Below are 19,048 nucleotides of genomic sequence, written 5' to 3' on the forward strand. Positions count from 1 at the left end.
GACGGCGGGCGACGACAGTCTTGAAGATCCTTGTTCGGAGCCGGTCTTGGGGCCTGGCCGGCCTTGGGGCAGGGCCGCAGTGTCGGTGACCCCGCCTACGGTGAGGTCGTGCGCCGCTCCACGTCCGTCCTCACCGCACCCGAGTACTCGGTGCGGGTCGTGGCGTGCTCGGACGACCACCGCGGATGGTCCGCGGCCGAACCGGTCGAGACGTTCGGCCTCGTCCTGGCCCGGCGGGGGCACTTCCGGCTGGTGAACGGCGGCGTCGAGCAGGCAGTGGACGTCACGCAGGGGTACACACAGATTCCAGGGCTGGACCAGCGTTTCGCGCATCCGTCCGGCGGTGACGTGTGCACGTTCGTCTCGGTCGGCGCCGCGCTCTGGCACGAGATCACCGGCGACCGGCCCACGTCCACCACGGTGCGGATCGACGGTGTGACCGAGCTGGCCCACCGGCTCCTGCTGCGAACGGCGCACGACGCCGCGGATCCCGCCGAACGCCTCGTCCGCACGGTCGCGGCCGCGGCTCGCACCTCGGCGTCGGACGACGGCGGGGCCGCCCGGACGCCCGCCGCCCGCGCTTCGCGGACGCGGCTCGTCGTGCACGCGCGCGAGGCCGTCCTGGACGACTCACCCGCATCGCACGACCTGGTGAGCCTCGCCCGGGCGCTGAAGGTCTCGCCCGCGCACCTCAGCCGGATCTTCGTGACCGAGACCGGCGTCAGCCTCACCAGGTTTCGCAACCGCGTACGCGTGAGCCGGGTGCTGGCCCGGCTGGAGGCGGGCGACGACGACCTGGCCGCGATCGCGGGCGACCTGGGCTTCGCCGATCAGGCGCACCTGACCAGGACCGTGCGGGTGACGCTCGGCACGACGCCTGCCCGGTTGCGCAGTGCGTTCACCGACGGGAACGCTTGACCAGGACCGGCGTCGGCGCCGAGGGTGCGCCGACGCCGAACCGGCTCACCCTCCGAGGTGGGCGATCACCGCACGCGCCTGAGCCTCGGCACCCGCAGAGTTCGGGTGCGCGGGAACGCCGATCGCAACCCCGTTGAGCGACAGCCCGTACGCCTCCGCGTACCGGTCGAACGGCCCGGTGCAGAGGTCGTGGCCGCCGGTCGAGGCGAACGTGTCGACCACCTCCACCGCGGCGCGCGCGGCGGCCCGGTCGATCATCGCGTTGAGCTCGCGGAACTTCCCCGAGATGTACTTCATGTCCGTGTCGGACGCGGCGAGACGGGGGAAGCAGCCGTGGTCGGGCACGACGTCCATGTAGTTGACCGCGAGGATGCGCGCGTTCGGCGAGATCGCCCGGACGCCCTCGAACGCCGCGACGAGCTTGTCCTCCGACGCGCCGATCTGCTGGCTGAGCTGGTCCACCCCGCCGCGCGTGTACTTGGCCTTGCAGCCGCCCAGCGGCAGGCCGATGCCGATGTCGGTGATCGGTGTGAGCGGCACGAGTCCGAGGCAGTCGAGCCCCGCGGCCGCGATACCGGCGTCGTTCCCGCCGATGCCCACGGTGACGAGGTCGGTGGTCGGCGTGAGGCGCGCGAACTGTGGCTCGTTGGTGCCGAGCAGCACGCTCTGGCTGTTCACGAAGTGCTCGGTGGTCGCAGCCCCGCACGAGGCGTCGCGGAACGTCGTCGGCCGGATCGTCTGCTCGACGAGCTTGGGGTAGTTGACCTTGGACTGTGCGCAGCCGAGCGGCGCGTAGCGGGTGTCCGGGGTGCCGCGGCCGTCGAGCAGGACGACGTCGGCGGTCCAGGAGTCACCGAGGGCGACGTACTCCTCGTAGCGGGGCACGGAGCCCGGTAGTGCGGTGACCGCGCCGGCCTCCTCGGCCTGCGACGGCGGAGCCACTCCGACGGCGAGGCACGTAGAGGCGAACGAGGTAGCGAGGGCGAGGGCCAGTACACGGAACACCGCGCTGTGCTTCGTCATGCGCTGAGATTAGGTCGGTGGCCCTGGTGCGGGATATCACAGCTCCGCTCGCACATCCGGCGTCATGTGCCGGGTCCGGGACGCCGGTGATTCCGCGGGCTGCGCAGCGTTACGGGCCGCATGTCAGTGTGCCCGCATATCGTGTGGCGCATGGACCGGAACAGGCTCGAGTTCGCGGTGATCCCGACCGCGATCGGCGAATGCGCGCTCGTCTGGAACGAGGACGCGGAGATCGTCGGATCTGCACTGCCCCACGGCGGCGCCGAGCAGGTGCGGGGCGCCGTGCGCGGCTGGTACCCGGACGCCGTCGAGGCCTCGCCCGCGGCGGTGGAATCGGCCGCCGCGGCGCTCGTCCGGCTGCTCGACGACGGCGTCGGGGACCTCGCGGAGGTCCCCCTGAACATGAGCGCCGTGCCCGACTTCGACCGCCGCGTCTACGAGGTGGTACGCGCCATCCCTCCGGGCGAGACCCGCACGTACGGCGAGGTCGCGGCCGCGCTGGGCGCGCCCGGAGCCGCCCAGGCCGTCGGTCAGGCCATGGGCCGCAACCCGTTCCCGCCCATCGTGCCGTGCCATCGCGTGCTGGCAGCGGGCCGCCGTATCGGCGGGTTCTCGGCGCGCGGCGGGCCCCGCACCAAGGTGCGGATGCTGGAGACGGAAGGCGTTTACCTGGAGCAGCCCACGCTCTTCGATCTCTGATCCGATTCGACCCGATTTCATCCGGCCCACCAATTTCATCCACCCCACAACTTTTCGGGCACACTGTGCGTCTTAGTCGGTGCCATCCCGCTATACGCACACCTCAGGAGCCCGGAACCCTATGCGCAAGAAATTCCCTGTTCGTTCATCGGCAGCCACGGGCGCGCTCGCCCTGCTGCTCGCCGGTGCCATCTCGGCAGGCCCGCTCGATGCCGCGGCCACCGAGACGAAGGCCGAGCCGCCGAAGGTGCCGACCTCTACCGGGTACGGCGGCGCCGTGAGCTCGCTCGACCCGGTCGTCTCCGAGATAGGTCTGCAGATGCTCCGCCGCGGTGGCAACGCCACCGACGCCGCCGTCGCCATGGCAGCGGCGATCGGCGTGACCGACCCGTACAGCGCCGGGATCGGCGGTGGCGGGTTCTTCGTCCACTACGACGCCGCATCCGGTGAGGTCGAGACCATCGACGGGCGCGAGACGGCGCCGTCGGCGATCGAGCACGACGCCTTCATCGACCCGGCGACCGGCAAGTCGTATCCGTTCTATCCGGACCTGGTCACCGGCGGCGTCAGCGTCGGTGTCCCCGGAACTCCCGCCACGTGGGAGCGCGCACTGGACCGGTGGGGCACCAGATCCCTGAGCGAGGCGCTGCGCCCGGCGACGAACGTGGCGGAGGAGGGCTTCGTCGTCGACAAGCTCTTCTACGAGCAGACGCTGCTGAACCAGGCGCGGTTCCAGGCCCTGACGTCCACCAGCGATCTGTTCCTGCCGGGCGGGCAGGCCCCGGCGATCGGATCCGTGTTCCGCAACCCGGACCTGGCTCAGACCTACCGGACGATCGCCAACGGCGGCGTCGAGGCGTTCTACGAGGGAGCACTTGCGCAGGACATCGCGGCCGCGGTGCAAGCTCCGCCCGTCGCGGCCGGGACCACGCTCCCGGTGCCCGCGGGATCGATGACCGCCGAGGACCTCGCGGCGTACGAGGTCGTGGACCGGGACCCGGTCTCCGTCTCCTACCGCGGGTACGACATCTTCGGGATGGCGCCGCCGGCGTCCGGCGGGACCACCGTCGGCGAGACGCTCAACATCCTCGAGCAGTTCGACCTGGGCTCGCAGGACGACCCGGCCGTGCTGCACCACTACATCGAGGCGAGCGCCCTGGCGTTCGCGGACCGTGCCGCCTACCTGGGCGACGGCGACTTCGTCGACGTTCCGGTGGCCGGGCTGCTGGACGACACCTTCGCCAAGGAGCGAGCCTGCCTGCTCGACCCCACGACGGCGGCTGCCAAGCCCGTGACGGCAGGTGACGCCAGGTCGTACGACGGCGTGTGCGCCACCCCCGGCGCGGAGGGCATCGTCCCCGAGGACACCGAGAGCCCGTCGACCACCAACCTGACGGCGGTCGACCGGTGGGGCAACGTGGTCGAGTACACGCTGACGCTGGAGCAGATCGGCGGTTCGGGGATCGTCGTGCCCGGGCGCGGGTTCATCCTGAACAACGAGCTCACGGACTTCAGCATCGAGTACAGCGCCACCGACCCGAACCGGCTCGAGGCCGGCAAGCGTCCGCGCTCGTCCATGGCGCCGACGATCGTCCTGGAGGACGGGCGCCCGGTGCTCGCGCTCGGTTCGCCGGGCGGGTCCCAGATCATCAACACGGTCACGCAGATGCTGATCAACCGGATCGACCTGGGCATGACCATCGAGGAAGCGATCGCCGCCCCGCGGGCTGCGCCGCAGAACTCGGTGCGCACGATCGCCGAGCAGGCCTTCGTCGACAGCTACGGCACGGCGCTGACCGGGTACGGGCACACGCTCCGGCCGACGGCCAATGCCATCGGTGCGGCGACCGCCATCGAGATCGGCCCGGGCGGCCGTCTCACCGCCGTCGCCGAGCCCACCAGGCTCGGCGGTGGATCGGCCCGCGTGGTGTGGCCGGCAGGGTCCTGACATCGGTCGAGCGGCTGGTGCGCCGATGGCGCGCCAGCCGCTCGAGGTTTCTCAAGGGAGCGCTCGGGCACCCGCCCCACCTGCGCTCAGCGGATCAGACCGGTCGACTTGGACACCGACTTGGTCGTGTAGCCGGCAAGCGATCCCGTTACCACGACGGAGACCCGCTTACCCCTGGCGGAGGTCGGCACCCTGAACGTGGAGCGCGTCGCACCCGCGACCGCCCTCCCGTCGATCTTCCACTGGTGCGTCACCGTCGACGGCAGCGGCGTCCACGTCCCGCGATACACCTGGAGCGTCGAACCGACCGTGGCGGAACCCGCGATCGTGGGCGTCGGAGCGACGAACACGCCCGCCATCACCGCGGTCGTCGCGGGGCTCACCACTGTCTTCGTCGCGTAGCCCGTCCTGGAACCGGTGATCGCGACCGTGACCGTCTTTCCCTTGGCGGTGGCCGGGAGCTTCCAGTTGTACGCCGTCGCCCCGGAGACGGCTCGCCCGTCCAGGCGCCACTGGTACTTGACCGTCGTAGGCTCCGGTGTCCAGGGACCTCGCGTCGCTGTCAGAGTCCTACCGACCCGGGGCGTGCCGGAGACCGACGGCCCGCTGGCGATCGAGAACGCCAAGGGCTTGATCGTCACCGTCCGCTGTGTGCTCCACGCCGGCGCGTTGGGGAAGGCGCGGTACGTGAACGTCAGCGTCTTGCTTCCCGCGCCCAGCGCTCGCCCGTCGAGCGACAGCTGCTCGGTGCGCTCGTCGAAGGACGCACTCCCGACGGTGGCCGAGCCGTACGTGACCGTCACGGTCCCGTAGGGGGTGACGGCGTCCTCGCTGAGGGTGACCAGGGCCGTGGGAACGTCCCCGAACGTGAACGACGTCGGACCGGTCACCGTGATGGCGGCCGGCGTCGGCGCTGAGGTGTCGAACGCGACGTCGAACCTAAAGATGGTCTCGTTGCTGCGGTTGCCCGCGGCATCGAGCGCCTCGACCGAGATGTAGTTCGGGCCGGGTTGAGTCGGCGTGACGCTCAGGACCGTGTTCGCACTGGCGTCCACGACCTTCGACCTCGTCTGCGTATTGACGCCGTACCGGTACGTCACGACATCGTCTGACGTGCTCGTGAGCAGGAAAGAACCCGGGACGCCCACCCCACCACGCAGAGTGCCCTCGACATAGACAGCCTCCCCACCGACGAGGGGCGTCACCACGGGGAGCGCCGGGCGCTCGATGTCGACGGAGAACGTGCATGAGGCAGCGGGACCGACCAGGCCGCCGCCATCCGTACCGAACACCGACCAGACGTAACGACCGTCACCTTCCAGGGTCTCGGAGCCCACCGAGACTGTGTACCTGTGGTCGATCGAGCTGGACGAAGATCCCTGCCAGAGCACGACGTCGGGCGCATCCGCTCGTGCGATGCTGAACGTCGCTGTGACGGGGCCTCCGTTGTCCGGGTCAGGGTCCCGGATGTCCGCGGACAGGTACGGAGACGTGGTGCGCAGCGTTTGCTCGACGGTGCACGCCTGCAACGATCCGTGGCTGCCACCGACCTGCAGGTTGGTGGGCGCGAGCGGCGTCCTGTTGAAACGGATGATCAGGGTCGTGTCCGGCTTGAACGAGGTCCAGCCGCAGGTCATGCACGTCTCGTCCGCGGCCCGAACACCGACGGTCACTGACGAGCGGTCGGCACGCGCGGCATTGACCGCGAGCTGCGTCGCATCGAAGTCGAAGAAGCCCGTGTATCCGGGGGTCTGCTCACACGCCGGCCAGTAGAACGCACTGCCGCCGACCCGTCGTTCTTCCGTCCACGCCGCGGTGCTCGCCCAGTCGGTGCTGGCCGAGATCCGCGGAATGTCGTAGAGGTCGAGGCGACTCGGGGTGCAGTTCACGTCGTCGAGCCACGCGACGGCGCTGTTCGCGAAGAGCTCGGCCGACGTGATGTCCTCCGGCTCCAGATCAGCGAGCAGATCGATGCCGTCGAACTGCCAGACAAGTCGTTGAACGCCTGCCGCAGCACAGCCCTCGGCGTACTCGGCGGGGTCGCAGTAGCCGACCCACTGGGTGCCAGGCCAGCCGTAGCCCGAGGGCCCGGCCGGCCTGAGAACGGTGCGCGCCGTGTGCTTCCTTGAGATGGAGGGGTCAACCGCCGACGCCTCGAGCCGCATCGAACCATCGGGCTCGGCGAACAGTGCCGCCCCGTCCTCGGTAGCGCTGAGCACCCGGACGTCTTCGGCGCACGCGGCGGCAAGCGCCGCAGCCGCCGTCTCGTCTTCAGCGGTGCCATCGCACTCGGCCGCAGATGCAGCCGAGACTTCAGCGGAAGCCGCGACCGTGGCGGGCGTGGCAAACGCCGCGAACACCAACCCGACCGCTGTTGCTCCGGCAATCAGGGAGCGTTTCATCATGTCCTCCTGCGGCTATGACGTGGACCGGTGTGACGGCGCGAACCTACCTGCGCCAAGGCGCACGATTTAGCCATTTAACGGGTGAACTATTCGGACTTGAACGAGTCCCTACCGGTCACCTCGGACATCCTGACCACGTCTTGGGGGAAGCCCCGGTGCGAGACTGTGCACCGTGTCCGACACCTCCACCCATCCCCTCCTCGACGTGCTGCTCGCCGGTGGCGCGCGCGCCGAGCGGCTGACGGCGTCGCGCATCTTCCCGGAGCGCACCGCCGAGCACGCCGACTGGCCGCGCTGGGCCGACGCCACGGTGGTGCAGGGGTACCGGAAGCTCGGCGTCGAGCGGCCGTGGACCCACCAGGCCGTCGCCGCCGACCTCGTCCACCAGGGCCGGCATACCGCTCTGGCCACCTCGACGGGGTCGGGCAAGTCGCTCGCGTTCTGGCTCCCCGCGCTGTCCGCCGTCCGGACCGCTGCTGCTGCCGCCACGCTCGATCCCGGAAACATCGAGTCGGCGCACGTCCGGCCCACGACGATCTACCTCAGCCCCACGAAGGCCCTGGCCGCCGACCAGCTGAACGCGCTCGAACGGATCCTCGATGCGGCGGGCACGCGCGACGTCCGCGTCGCGACCTGCGACGGCGACACCTCGCGCGAGGAACGCTCCTGGGTGCAGGACCACGCCGACGTCGTCCTGACGAACCCCGACTTTCTCCACTACGCCCTCCTACCGAACCATCGCCGCTGGTCGCGGCTGCTGAAAGGCCTGCGGTACGTGGTGGTCGACGAGGGACACGCCTACCGCGGCGTCTTCGGCGCGCACGTCTCGCTGGTGCTGCGCCGGCTCGCGCGCCTCGCGGCGCGGTACGGGGAGGGTTCGCCCACGTTCGTCGTCGCCTCGGCCACGACGGCGCAGCCGGCGGTGAGCGCGGCCCGCCTCATCGGCGTCGCGCCCGACGACGTCACCGCCGTCACCGAGGACGCCTCGCCCTCCGGACGCCGGACGGTCGTGCTCTGGCAGCCGCCGGAGATCGTCGGCTGGCGGCCACCCGCCGGCGACGGCGCCGACGGCACTGGCGCGGACGCCGGAACGGAGGCGGGCGCATCCCGGCGCGATCTGTCTGTCGAGGAGCCGACGTCGATGCGCCGGGTCGCCGTCGCCGAACCCGACCCCTGGGCGCTGCCGGCCGGCGGGCCAGATGCGGCGCCCACCTCGGAACCCGATCCGGAGGCCGAGCCGGTAGCGACCGAGGCGCCGCCGGAGCATCCACGCAGGTCCGCGACCGCGGAGGTCGCCGACCTGCTCGCCGACCTGTCCGCAGCCGGCGCCCGCACCCTCGCGTTCACCCGGTCCCGGCGCGGCGCGGAGTCGGTCGCCCAGCAGGCCCGCGACCACCTGCGGCACGCAGCCCCGGACGCCGCCCGCCGCATCGCGGCCTACCGCGGCGGCTACCTCCCCGAGGAGCGCCGCGAGCTGGAGCAGGCTCTGCGCACCGGTGACCTGCTCGGCCTCGCGACGACCAACGCACTCGAGCTCGGCGTGGACATCTCCGGCCTGGACGCCGTGCTGATCGCCGGCTGGCCCGGCACGCGCATGTCGCTCTGGCAGCAGGCGGGGCGCGCCGGGCGCGCGGGCGCGGACGGCCTCGTCGCGTTCGTCGCGCGCGAGGACCCGCTCGACACCTACCTCGTGACGCATCCAGAGGCGGTGTTCGACGCCCCGCTCGAGGCCACGGTGTTCGACCCCGCCAACCCGCACGTCCTCGCGCCGCACCTGTGCGCGGCGGCGCAGGAGGCTCCGCTCCGGACCGAGGACCTCGCCACGTTCGGTCACCCCGACCACGTCCGCGGGATCCTCGACGTGCTGGTCGCCCGGGGTGCGCTCCGGCGTCGGACGTCCGGGTGGTACTGGACGCATGCCCAAGGCGCCGCGGGCCTCACCGACCTGCGCGGGGCGGGCGGCACGCCGGTGCGCGTGGTGGAGCAGGGCACCGGCCGCATGCTCGGAACGGTCGACGCGGCGTCGGCGGACGGCCAGGTACACGACGGCGCCGTCTACGTGCACCAGGGCACCACCTACGTGGTGGCGCATTTCGACCTGACCGACCACACCGCCGTCGTGCAGCGGCGCAAGCTGGACTACGGCACGTGGTCGCGTTCCGTGATGTCGGTGGCCATCGAGGGCTGGGGCGAGGACGCCGAGGCGTCCGGCGACCCGGGTGGCGAGGCCGGGGGCGGGCACGCGGACGGCCCTGGCCATGACCTGGTCACCCGGGAGTGGGGGCCGATCACCTGGGGCCTCGGCCCGGTCGAGGTGACGTCGCAGGTCGTGAGCTTCCAGCGGCGGCGTGTCCCGGACATGCAGGTGCTCGGGACCGAGCAGCTGGAGCTGCCCGAGCACACCCTCGGCACGGTCGCCGTCTGGTGGTCGGTGCCCGAGTTCGTGCTGCGCGCCGCGGACATCACGCCTGAGCAGACGCCGGGTGCGCTGCACGCCGCCGAGCACGCCTCGATCGGCCTGTTGCCCCTGCTCGCGACGTGCGACCGATGGGACCTCGGCGGGGTGTCGACGGAGCTGCACCCGGACACCGGCGAGGCGACGGTATTCGTCTACGACGCCTATCCGGGCGGCGCCGGCTTCGCCGAGCGGGCCTACGACCTGGGTGCGACATGGCTCCGGGCCACCCGTGACGCGATAGCGGCCTGCCCCTGCGCCGACGGGTGCCCGGCATGTGTCCAGTCGCCGAAGTGCGGCTCGTACAACGCGCCGCTGGACAAGGCCGCCGCCGTGCGACTCCTCGACGCCGTGCTGTCGCACGACCCCCGCGCCACCCTCGCCGAGGCCCGCTGAGCCCTACTCGCCCAGGCGCTTGAACGGGGCCGTCGAGAACACCACCTCGACTGCGACGCCGAAGTACTCGGCGATGCGCAGTGCGAGGTACAGCGACGGGCTGTACTCACCCCGTTCGAGGTACCCCACCGTCTGGTAGTGCACCCCGAGCGCCTCCGCCAGCTCACGCCGCGAGATGCCCCGCTCCGCACGCAGCATCGCTATGCGGTTATGGACGACGTCGGACTGCTCTGCCACCACTCAGTACCCCTTGGTCATGTAGCGCTCTCGCGCCGCCGCGACCGTGGAGCCCGACTCGCGCCTGGCCATCCTGCGGAGCACGATCGGCGCGAGCACCATACCCACGACCGCCCAGACCCCGAGCACCGCGAACATCTCGACCGTGCGCCACGACTCCCCGATCTCCGCCGTGACCATGGCCTCCGGGAGCATCGCCGACCGGGCACCGAGCCCCAGCCAGTAGTAGGGGAACGCCTGCCCCACCCACTGCAGCCACTCGGGCAGCGCCGTGATCGGGTAGAAGATGCCGGACGGCACGATCAGGAGCATCGACCCGAGGAACAGCAGCCCGGTCTGGGACGCCGTCTTGAACAGCGACCCGAGCGCCACGCTGATCGGGACCGTCGCGACCATACCCACCACGAAGATCAGCACCAGCAGAATCCCGGTACGGGCATCCAGCCGCAGGTCACCCGCGACCGTGAAGGCCGGGATCACCAGCGCGACGAGGCTCACGAGCGTGGTCAGCGCGAACAGCAGGATCTTGCCGACGAGGTAGCCGATCATGCCGTTGGGTGTGGCCTTCGCCCGCAGCAGCGTCCCGTCCTCACGGTCGACCGCGATGGTGCTGGCGGGCCCGGTCAGTCCGCCGAACGCGATCGACATGCCGACCAGGCTGGGCAGCACCATGGCACCCAGCGCGAAGTCGGTACCGGGCACGGTGCTGCCGCGCATGAACAGCAGCACGACCGCGTAGATCACCGGGAAGGCGATGATCCAGACGACGTCGCCGGGCTCCTGGAGCGAGTACTTGGTCTCGAGCCAGCCGCGGGAGAGCCCTGCCCGCACGGCTGCCCATCGCACGTCGGTCGGGGTGGACGTCGGTGTGGTCATGACTGCGCCTCCTCGGTCTGCTCGGTCTGATCGGTCTGCGTCGGCCCTGTCCGTTCGGCCCGGCGCGCTGGGTCGCTCTCGGCCCGGTGGACGAGTGACATGTACGTGTCCTCGAGGCTCGCTCGCTTGACCTCGAGCTCGCTGGCCCCCGAATCATGCGTCAGGAGCTCGCGGACGAACTGGGTCGGGTCGCCCTCGGTCACGGCGTGCACGTGCCGGCGACCTTCGGACATCCAGCGCACCTCCGCCTGAGTGGTCAGCTCGCGGGCGAGCTGCTCCGGGGACCCGTTGGCGACGATGGTGCCCTCGTCGAGCACGAGGATCCGGTCGGCCAGCTTCTCGGCCTCGTCCAGGTCGTGCGTGGTGAGCAGGACCGTCGTGTTCTCGAAGTCGGCAAGGCGGTGCACCAGGTCGTGGAACTCCCGGCGGGCGTGCGGGTCGAAGCCCGCCGTCGGCTCGTCGAGGAAGACGAGCTCAGGCCGCCCGACGATGCCGATCGCCACGTCCAGGCGGCGGCGCTGCCCTCCGGACAGCTTCTGCACCTTCACGTTGGCGTGCTCCGCGAGGCCGACCACACCGATCAGCTCCTCGACGTCCCACGGCCGCTTGACCTCGGGGGTCGAGTACGGGCCGTAGAACCGCGCGAGATACCCGAGCAGGTCCCGCACCCGCCAGCGACCGTGGTCCCGCCACGACTGGAGCACCACACCCAGCCGCGCGCGCCATGCCTCGTCGGCGTGCGCCGGATCCTGTCCGAGCACCGACACCTCGCCGGCCGACCGCATGCGGAAGCCCTCGAGGATCTCGATGGTGGTGGTCTTGCCGGCGCCGTTGGGGCCGAGCAGGGCGAGGACCTCTCCCCGGTACGCCTCGAACGAGACCCCCGTGAGCACGTCTTTCGTCCCGTATCGCATTCGTAGGTCACGCACATCGAGCGCCACATCGCCCGACGGCGGAGGTGCGTTCCGCGCACTCATCGCATCTTCCGTACTTCTCATAGCAGGAATACTACGAGTCGTACTGAACACATGTCACTCCCTTTCCGTACCGGGTTCGCCAGGATCACCCGCTCGAGGTCCGGCCCGCGCGCTCGCCCGCGCCTCGCCGAGGGCACCGCCCGGGCCTGCCGCGGCCCGGGTCGCGACCACCCGCACCACACCTCCGCCGAGCTCCTCGCAGGCGGCGACCACCGCCCCGTTGCGTGCCACAGCGGTCCTTGCCGTCCCGCACGGATCGAAACCGTCCCGCAGCGCGGTCGCGCCGGCGAGCGCGCCGAGATCTGCCGCGGCCTGCGCCGCCCCGCGCGCGTTCTGGGCAGCGCCGAGAGCGGCGATCCCGAACGCGAGCACCAGGATCGCGGCGATGACCCCGAGCACGAGTACGGTTCCGGCTCCACGCTCGGGGCATTGTTCGGTGCACTGCTCGGCGCTCACGGCTCCACCCATGCCGTCGCCGCGCCCGTGGCCTGCAGCGTCCCGGACAACCAGCCGCCTGCCACCGGCCGCGTCACCGTGACCCGTACCCATCCACCCTCGTGCGCGAGCGCCAGCTCCGCCTCAGGACCGCCGACCCTGGCCACTACCGCGCTCACCGCCGGCCCCTGCTCTCCGATCGCCAGCGCCCGCGCTCCCGCGCGGGCCGCGTCCATGGCGCGCATCTGCGCCGTGGACGCGGCCGCGAGGGTGAGCACGGCGACGAGCACGAGGACCACGACGGGCAGCCCGATGGCCAGCTCCGCCGTCACCGTGCCCCGCTCCGACTCACGCTCCGTCATGGGTCAGCCGATCGTGAGCGCCGACTGGACCAGCGACGTGAGCATCGACTTCACGTCTCCGCCCCTCAGGATGACCGTCAGGACACCCGCGAACCCGGCGGCCGCGATCGTCGCGATCGCGTACTCCGCGGTAGCCAGCCCGCGCTCCGACTCACGGTCGTCGGCCTCCGCCTGCGACCGGTCGTCCGGCTCGGGACAGGCCACAGCAGTCTTCGTCGTTGTCATGTCTTCTCCGTCTCCGCCCGTTGCCGGGCAACCCGGCCCGCACTGCGGGCCTTCTCTTCATGACCCGCGTAGCGGGTCCCGCCCGCCATGTGGCGGGCGGCGCCGGCGCCTGAGCGCGCCGAAGCCTTTGCTCCCTGCCTGACGTCGGCTCAGCCGGCGAGCAGGTCGATCCCGAGTGCCAGCAGCACGGGCACGAGCCCCACCAGCACGAACGCGGGGAGGTAGCAGGTGCCCAGCGGGAGCACGAGCCGTACTCCGAGCCGGGCGGCTGCGGTCCGCGCGTCGGCCCTCCGCTCGTGCCGTACCTCCTCGCCGGCGGCCTGGAGTGCCTCGCCCGGTGCGGCACCGTCCAGCCAGGCACCACGGAGGGCTCGGACCATCGGGTCCAGCTCCCCGGAGACGCCGGTCCAGACGCGCTCCCAGGCCGCCCCGAGCACGAGGGCCTGACCGGCCCTGGTGAGCACCAGCCCGTCGGCCCCACCGACAGCCGCGCCGGTGGCTTTCAGCGCTCGTGGCACCCCGGCCCCTGACCGCAGAGCGGCGGCCACCAGCTCCAGGACCACCTGGACGTCCACGCCCGGCCGGTCGGCACCGCAGGCAGCGGCCACCAGCCGGTCCGACCAGACCCGGCCGGTTACCAGCAGCACCAGCCCGGCACCCACAGCCACGCTGCCGATGCCGCCGTCCGTGGCAGTACCCACGGGGTCGGCGCCGAGCGCCCATCCGAGGAGCCCGCCGACGATCGGCAGCCACATGAGCAGCCGCCCCGTCGTCCGGGGGCCGGCGAGGGCCGCTTCCCGCTCAGCTCTCGACTCGGCCTCCGCGACGAGCGTCCCGGCGACCTGTTCCAGGACCCGGCCGAGCGGCGCGCCGACGTCGAGCGCGAGCCGGGTCGCCGCGACCACCGCCTCCGCGTGCCGTGCGCCGAGCACCCGCGTGAGGCCGTCGGCGTCGGGCACACCAGTGAGGTCCACGCCTACGCCTACCGCGCGCGACCACGACGCCCCTGGCGACGACCCCGCCCTGAGCAGCGCCACCACCTGCATCACGACCACCCGGACGTCGCCGCCCGGGCCACGTTCGGCTCGGAACCGGCGCCCCTGTCGCACCCCGGACGTCACGTCCCGCCCGGGCCCGACACCGGCGAGCATGCCCGTGCGGCAACCGGTGTCCGGTTCAGCTCCCGGGGCCGGGGGTACGAGGACCTCGCGCAACCGACGACCGCCACGCGCCAGCACAAGCCAGACACCAAGTGCGACGAGCAACCCCACGCCGGACGACTCAACAACGCTCACCACGGCCCGTACCTACCCGTCAGATCACGCCACGCGTCCGGCTCGACCACGCAGCCACCCCTCCCGTCCCACCGCGCGACCGCGCGGACCTCCAGCTCGCCGCTCGGCCCGCGACCCACCAGCCCGATCTCCGCCAGGTATCGAGCGCCGTTCGACCGGCGGAGGTGCAGCACCACGTCCAGGGCTCCGGCGGCCTGCGCGGCCACCGCCTCACGGGTCATCCCCGCCAGCCCCGCGAGCGCCTCCAGCCGGGCGGGCACCACTGCCACGGCGTTGGCGTGCAGGGTCGCGAAGCCGCCGTCGTGCCCCGTGTTCATGGCCATGAGGACCTCGCGGACCTCGGCTCCTCGGCACTCGCCGAGCACTATGCGGTCCGGCCGCATGCGTAGCGCGTTGCGCACGAGGTCGGCGAGGTCGACGTTGCCCGCCCCCTCGACGTTGGCGCGACGTGCGGCCAGGTGCACCACGTGCGGGTGCGTCGGCCGCAGCTCGCGGGCCTCCTCGACGGTCACCACGCGCTCGTCGTCGGGCACCAGGGAGAGGAGAGCAGCGAGCAGCGTGGTCTTTCCCGTGCCGGTGCCGCCGCTGATCAGCACGTTCGCTCGCCGCAGCACGAGAGCGCGCAGCAGGCCCACCCACTGGCCCGGCAGAGCACCGGCGGTCACCAGCTCGTCGAGCGTGAACGCGCGGGTGCGCAGCACCCGCAAGGAGATCACCGCACCGGCCTCGGCGAGCGGCTCCAGCACCGCGTGCAGGCGGGTGCCGTCCGGCAGGCGCGCGTCCACGGTCGGGCAGGCGTCGTCGAGCCGCTGGCCGCCGAGGGCAGCGAGCCGGACGGCCAACCCGCGTACCGCGGTGGCCGTACCGAGGTTCACCGAGACCCGCTCGAGGCCTGCGCCTCTGTCGACCCACACGTCGTCCGGTCCGTTGACGAGCACGTCGGTGACGTCGGGTGCGTCGAGGAGCGCCTGCAGCGGCCCGGCACCGGTGAGCTCGGCGCGAGCGGCGTCCTCCAGGTCCCGGAGCGCATCGGACCCCAGCACTCGCCCGGAGTCTCGCACGGCGTCGCGGACGGCAGCTTCCGCGCCGGTGCGACCGGTCGCGAGGCGCGCGCGGACGTCGTCGAGCAGGGAGAGCTCACCGACCGGCGCGCTCACAGCGCACCCGCCGCATCGGCAGCGAACCTGCCGAGCGTGGCCCGGTGCGACATCGCCGGCCCCTCGCCCCGTTCGACCGCCCGGGCCAGCCCCGCGTCGCGACCCATCACCGCGGCCACCGGCAGCCCCAGCGCGGCTGATACGTCTTCCTCGTCGACCGAGCCAGGCGCCGGGCCCCGCACCACTATCCGCACGTCCGGTACGCCCGCGCTCCGCAGCGCGTCGCGCACCCGCCCCGCGCCCATGATCGCGGGCAGTGTCAGCGGCACCACGAGCAGCGCCGTGTCGCAGCCGGCCAGCAGGGTGCGCACGGCCAGGCCGTCGCTGCCCGGCGCCTCGGCGGCGGCTCCCCTGCCCCTCCGGGTGGCCGAGCCCCAGGCCCCCGGCCGGGGCAGGTCGAGCACCAGGGACTCGCCCGCCTTCACCAGCCCGCGGCAGACGTCGAGCACCACGTCGTCCTCGGGTGGTGGGCCCGACGCCGTGCCGCTCAGCACCGGCACCATGCCCCAGCGAGGCAGCGCAGCCACCACTCCAGCGCCCTCGACCTCGCCACGCGCCTCGACGAGGTCCGGCCAGCGGGCGCCGCGCCCGCCGTCGGCGCCCAGAAGCAGGTCCGTGCCGGGTCCGTGCGCGTCGAGGTCGACGAGAGTTGCTCGCTCCCCTCCCCGGCGCAGGCCGTGGGCCACGCATGCGGCCACCACTGACGTGCCCGCTCCGCCGCACGCCCCGACCACGCCGATCACCCGCCCCGGCTCCGGTACCACGCCGCCCACTGTGCTGACCATCGCCGCCTCCTTCGTCCGGGCCGTCCCGGGCTTCCGCCGGGCAGGTGACCCCGTCCTCGCTCCGGGCTGACTGCCCGGGCTCCGGAATCAGGTTGGGCGTCCGGCGCCGGGCCTGGGTGCCCCGGTCGGCTCGGCTGTGCACAGGTGGATGGAATCCGTGCTTGTGGTCGGGCTCGCTCCCCCGTCCCGTCGTGACCAGGGTCTGCGGGTCGGGCCGACGAGTTTCATCCGGACAGCGGCACGCCCCGCTGGTGGCCGCCCCGGACGGGAGGCGCCGTTAGGCTCGTCGCGTGACCGAGCAGGTTCCCCAGATCGCCACTCGCCCGACGTCGCGCGCCCCGCGCACAGCCGCGTTCTTCGATCTCGACAAGACGATCATCGCCACGAGCTCGTCGGCGGCGTTCTCCAAGCCGTTCCTGGCGGGCGGGCTGCTCTCGCACGCCGACGTGCTGCGCAGCGCCTACGCCCATTTCGTCTTCATGATCGGCAACGCCGACGCCGACCAGACCGAGCGGATGCGCGCACATCTGTCGTCGCTCGTGACGGGCTGGGACGTGGAAAAGGTCCGGCAGATAGTCACCGAGACGGTGCACGAGCTCATCGATCCCTACGTCTACGCGGAGGCGGTCGAGCTCATCGCCGAGCATCACGCGGCGGGCAGGGACGTGGTGGTGGTGTCGGCGTCGGCCGCCGTGCTGGTCGAGCCCATCGCCGCCGCCCTCGGCGCGGACCACGTGCTCTCCACCCAGATGAGCGTCGCTGACGGGCGGTTCACCGGCAAGATCGACTTCTACAACTACGGCGACAACAAGGCGGTGGGCATCCGCCGGCTCGCCGCGCAGGAGCAGTACGACCTCGCCGGCAGCTTCGCCTACTCCGACTCCATCACGGACGCCCCGATGCTGGCCGCCGTCGGCCACGCCTACGTGGTCAACCCGGACCGCGTCCTGAAGCGACGAGCGGCCCAGTCAGGCTGGGGTGTCCTCGCGTTCACGCGGCCGATCGCACTGCGCCCGCGCATCGAGCCGGTTCCTGTCATCGCGGTGGTCGGCGTAGCAGCCGTGGGTGTCGCCGTCTGGCTGATCTGGCGCGCGGCCCGGCGTCGCGCGCGACGCGGCTGAGTGCCGAGGCATATTCGCTCGGCCCCAGGGGCAAGGTCGTCCGGATCACCCCATCAGGTCAAGCCAAGGCAAGGCCAAATATTTTCGCGACCAATTGCCAACATGACAGGAATTGGCAATTGTGAAGATGAGTCCGCTCCAGTTGCTTTTGTTAGCCGAAGGCAGTGTGATTGTGTTCACAGCAAGCATTCAGGGCGGAAGGGACCGTGCCCTGGGGTACCGGAAGGGTGTTGACCCGATCGGACAGCAAGCGAAGTGCACGGTCACCCCGCCCAGCTGGTGAGAGCGACATCCGGCTTGAGGATGCTCCCGGACGTCGTACTCGTAGACCGAGATCTCGCCACCGCAGTGGCCGGGCCCTCGCACTTCCGGATCGCGAACGGAAATTGCGAGGAGCCCGGCCGCACGGCGAATCGTTTCGCGGAATGCACACTCGCTGGAAAAGAATCACCACGCTCACATTCCTCCCGGCGTTGAAACGCCGCAGGCACAGGAATCGCGTTCACCACACAGCCCCGCAGCAGGTCACCGCCGCCACTGCCCGCGCGCGTACTGTGGCTGCATTCCCACCCCGGACTCCACCGGCTGGGTCCCGATCTTCTCGCCCAGCGTGTGCGCCGCTCGCAGCGGCCAGTACGGATCACGCAGCGCCTCGCGACCGAGCATGACGGCGTCCGCCGAACCCTCCACGAGGATCTGCTCGGCCTGGGCCGGCTCGCTGATGAGCCCCACGGCGCTCACCGGCAGCCCCGAGACCTCCCGTACGCGGCGCGCGTACGGAACCTGGTAACCCGGCCCGACGGCGATGTTCGCCGGCGCCGCGCCACCCGTCGACACGTCGATCAGGTCCGCGCCCAGCGTGCCCAGGCGACCGGCGACCGCCGCGACGTCGTCGACCCGGAGGCCGTCGTCACGCCAATCAGTCGCGGACAGCCGCACCAGCACCGGCAGCTCGTCCGGCCAGACGGACCGCACCGCACCGACCGTCTCCTCGACGAGCCGCGAGCGCCGGTCCGGCGACCCGCCGTACTCGTCGGTACGGGAGTTCGCGAGCGGCGACAGGAACTGGTGGAGCAGGTATCCGTGCGCCGCATGCACCTCTACGGCGTCGAAACCCGCCTCGCGGGCGCGGCGCGCGGCCGCGGCGAACTGCTCCGGGAGGTCGGCCACCTGCTCGGCGGACATCTCCGCCGGGGTGTCGAGCCCGGGGAACGGTGCGGGCGACGGGCCGAGGGTCGGCCAGCCGCCGTCCGCCACCGGAACCGTGCCCTGCAGCGGGGACCAGGGGCGGAAGGTCGACGCCTTGCGCCCCGCGTGCGCGAGCTGGATGCCGATGCGCGCCCCGCGCTCGTGCACGAAGTCGACCACGCGCTTCCAGGCGGCTGCCTGCTCGTCGTTCCAGATGCCCGTGTCCTGGGGAGAGATCCGGCCCTCCGGCACGACGGCGGTCGCCTCCGTCAGCACCATCCCGAACCCACCGGCGGCACGGGAGCCCAGGTGCACGAGGTGCCAGTCGTTCGGCATCCCGTCCGACGCGGAGTACTCGCACATCGGCGACAGCCATACCCGGTTGGGGACCGACAGGTCGCGGAGGGTGATCGGTTCGAAGAGGAGGCTCACGCCAGCCTCCAACGTGGCCGGTCCCCGGGCAATTCCGGGTGGCCCGACCGGTGTCTCAGGTGCTGACATCGGATTGTGAGGACTGTCACCGTCCGGGACTACACTCACCGACCA

The 19,048-nt window shown here is 71.8% G+C and carries 17 protein-coding genes; 5 read left to right on the forward strand and 12 right to left on the reverse strand.

What is annotated here, in order from left to right:
- Window positions 1-108 precede the first annotated feature (108 nt).
- Window positions 109-918, forward strand: a complete 810-nt coding sequence (locus ACFO6V_RS13470) for a helix-turn-helix domain-containing protein (protein WP_377136156.1) — start codon at window positions 109-111, stop codon at window positions 916-918.
- 45 nt (window positions 919-963) lie between these two features.
- Here the strand turns inward: ACFO6V_RS13470 and ACFO6V_RS13475 are convergent, their stop codons facing one another.
- Window positions 964-1,941 (reverse strand): SGNH/GDSL hydrolase family protein, encoded by a 978-nt coding sequence (locus ACFO6V_RS13475; RefSeq protein ID WP_377136158.1) that lies wholly within the window; start codon window positions 1,939-1,941, stop codon window positions 964-966.
- A 150-nt stretch (window positions 1,942-2,091) separates the two neighbouring features.
- Between ACFO6V_RS13475 and ACFO6V_RS13480 the strand changes: the two genes are divergently transcribed.
- Together ACFO6V_RS13480 and ggt are read left to right on the forward strand one after the other, a co-directional pair.
- Window positions 2,092-2,640: a methylated-DNA--[protein]-cysteine S-methyltransferase gene (locus ACFO6V_RS13480; protein WP_377136160.1), complete on the forward strand. Its 549-nt coding sequence runs from the start codon at window positions 2,092-2,094 to the stop codon at window positions 2,638-2,640.
- Between the two features lie 121 nt (window positions 2,641-2,761).
- Window positions 2,762-4,588, forward strand: coding sequence for a gamma-glutamyltransferase (ggt, locus tag ACFO6V_RS13485; RefSeq protein WP_377136162.1), 1,827 nt, complete (start codon window positions 2,762-2,764; stop codon window positions 4,586-4,588).
- Window positions 4,589-4,674: 86 nt separating this feature from the next.
- Here ggt and ACFO6V_RS13490 read toward each other — a convergent pair whose 3' ends face one another.
- On the reverse strand, window positions 4,675-6,990 hold the full coding sequence (locus ACFO6V_RS13490; RefSeq protein WP_377136164.1) for a hypothetical protein: 2,316 nt from the start codon (window positions 6,988-6,990) through the stop codon (window positions 4,675-4,677).
- Window positions 6,991-7,165: 175 nt separating this feature from the next.
- Between ACFO6V_RS13490 and ACFO6V_RS13495 the strand changes: the two genes are divergently transcribed.
- On the forward strand, window positions 7,166-9,844 hold the full coding sequence (locus ACFO6V_RS13495; RefSeq protein WP_377136166.1) for a DEAD/DEAH box helicase: 2,679 nt from the start codon (window positions 7,166-7,168) through the stop codon (window positions 9,842-9,844).
- Window positions 9,845-9,847: 3 nt separating this feature from the next.
- On the opposite strand, the gene ACFO6V_RS13500 is transcribed toward ACFO6V_RS13495, so the two are convergent.
- From ACFO6V_RS13500 to ACFO6V_RS13540, 9 genes are all read right to left on the reverse strand, one after another.
- Complete coding sequence (locus tag ACFO6V_RS13500) at window positions 9,848-10,081, reverse strand: helix-turn-helix transcriptional regulator (RefSeq protein WP_377136168.1); 234 nt, start codon at window positions 10,079-10,081, stop codon at window positions 9,848-9,850.
- 3 nt (window positions 10,082-10,084) lie between these two features.
- Window positions 10,085-10,957, reverse strand: a complete 873-nt coding sequence (locus ACFO6V_RS13505) for an ABC transporter permease (RefSeq protein WP_377136170.1) — start codon at window positions 10,955-10,957, stop codon at window positions 10,085-10,087.
- A complete protein-coding gene (locus ACFO6V_RS13510; RefSeq protein ID WP_464719411.1) occupies window positions 10,954-11,850 on the reverse strand; it encodes an ABC transporter ATP-binding protein in 897 nt (298 codons plus the stop codon). The genes ACFO6V_RS13505 and ACFO6V_RS13510 overlap by 4 nt, the downstream gene beginning before the upstream one ends.
- 138 nt (window positions 11,851-11,988) lie before the next feature.
- On the reverse strand, window positions 11,989-12,390 hold the full coding sequence (locus ACFO6V_RS13515; RefSeq protein ID WP_377136172.1) for an Rv3654c family TadE-like protein: 402 nt from the start codon (window positions 12,388-12,390) through the stop codon (window positions 11,989-11,991).
- Window positions 12,387-12,731 (reverse strand): TadE family type IV pilus minor pilin, encoded by a 345-nt coding sequence (locus tag ACFO6V_RS13520; protein ID WP_357444703.1) that lies wholly within the window; start codon window positions 12,729-12,731, stop codon window positions 12,387-12,389. The genes ACFO6V_RS13515 and ACFO6V_RS13520 overlap by 4 nt, the downstream gene beginning before the upstream one ends.
- A 3-nt stretch (window positions 12,732-12,734) precedes the next feature.
- On the reverse strand, window positions 12,735-12,956 hold the full coding sequence (locus ACFO6V_RS13525; RefSeq protein ID WP_377136174.1) for a DUF4244 domain-containing protein: 222 nt from the start codon (window positions 12,954-12,956) through the stop codon (window positions 12,735-12,737).
- Window positions 12,957-13,105: 149 nt separating this feature from the next.
- On the reverse strand, window positions 13,106-14,254 hold the full coding sequence (locus ACFO6V_RS13530; protein ID WP_377136176.1) for a type II secretion system F family protein: 1,149 nt from the start codon (window positions 14,252-14,254) through the stop codon (window positions 13,106-13,108).
- Window positions 14,248-15,408, reverse strand: coding sequence for a TadA family conjugal transfer-associated ATPase (locus ACFO6V_RS13535; RefSeq protein ID WP_377136178.1), 1,161 nt, complete (start codon window positions 15,406-15,408; stop codon window positions 14,248-14,250). Before ACFO6V_RS13535 ends, ACFO6V_RS13530 begins: the two co-directional genes overlap by 7 nt.
- Window positions 15,405-16,193 (reverse strand): CpaE-like family protein, encoded by a 789-nt coding sequence (locus tag ACFO6V_RS13540; RefSeq protein WP_377136180.1) that lies wholly within the window; start codon window positions 16,191-16,193, stop codon window positions 15,405-15,407. Before ACFO6V_RS13540 ends, ACFO6V_RS13535 begins: the two co-directional genes overlap by 4 nt.
- Before the next feature lie 290 nt (window positions 16,194-16,483).
- On the opposite strand from ACFO6V_RS13540, the gene ACFO6V_RS13545 reads away from it, so the two are divergent.
- A complete protein-coding gene (locus ACFO6V_RS13545; RefSeq protein WP_377136182.1) occupies window positions 16,484-17,314 on the forward strand; it encodes an HAD family hydrolase in 831 nt (276 codons plus the stop codon).
- Window positions 17,315-17,839: 525 nt separating this feature from the next.
- On the opposite strand, the gene ACFO6V_RS13550 is transcribed toward ACFO6V_RS13545, so the two are convergent.
- Window positions 17,840-18,934, reverse strand: coding sequence for an NADH:flavin oxidoreductase/NADH oxidase (locus tag ACFO6V_RS13550; RefSeq protein WP_377136184.1), 1,095 nt, complete (start codon window positions 18,932-18,934; stop codon window positions 17,840-17,842).
- Between the last annotated feature and the right edge of the window lie 114 nt (window positions 18,935-19,048).

It is taken from the genome of Promicromonospora alba, assembly GCF_042654905.1.
GTDB lineage: Bacteria > Actinomycetota > Actinomycetes > Actinomycetales > Cellulomonadaceae > Promicromonospora > Promicromonospora alba.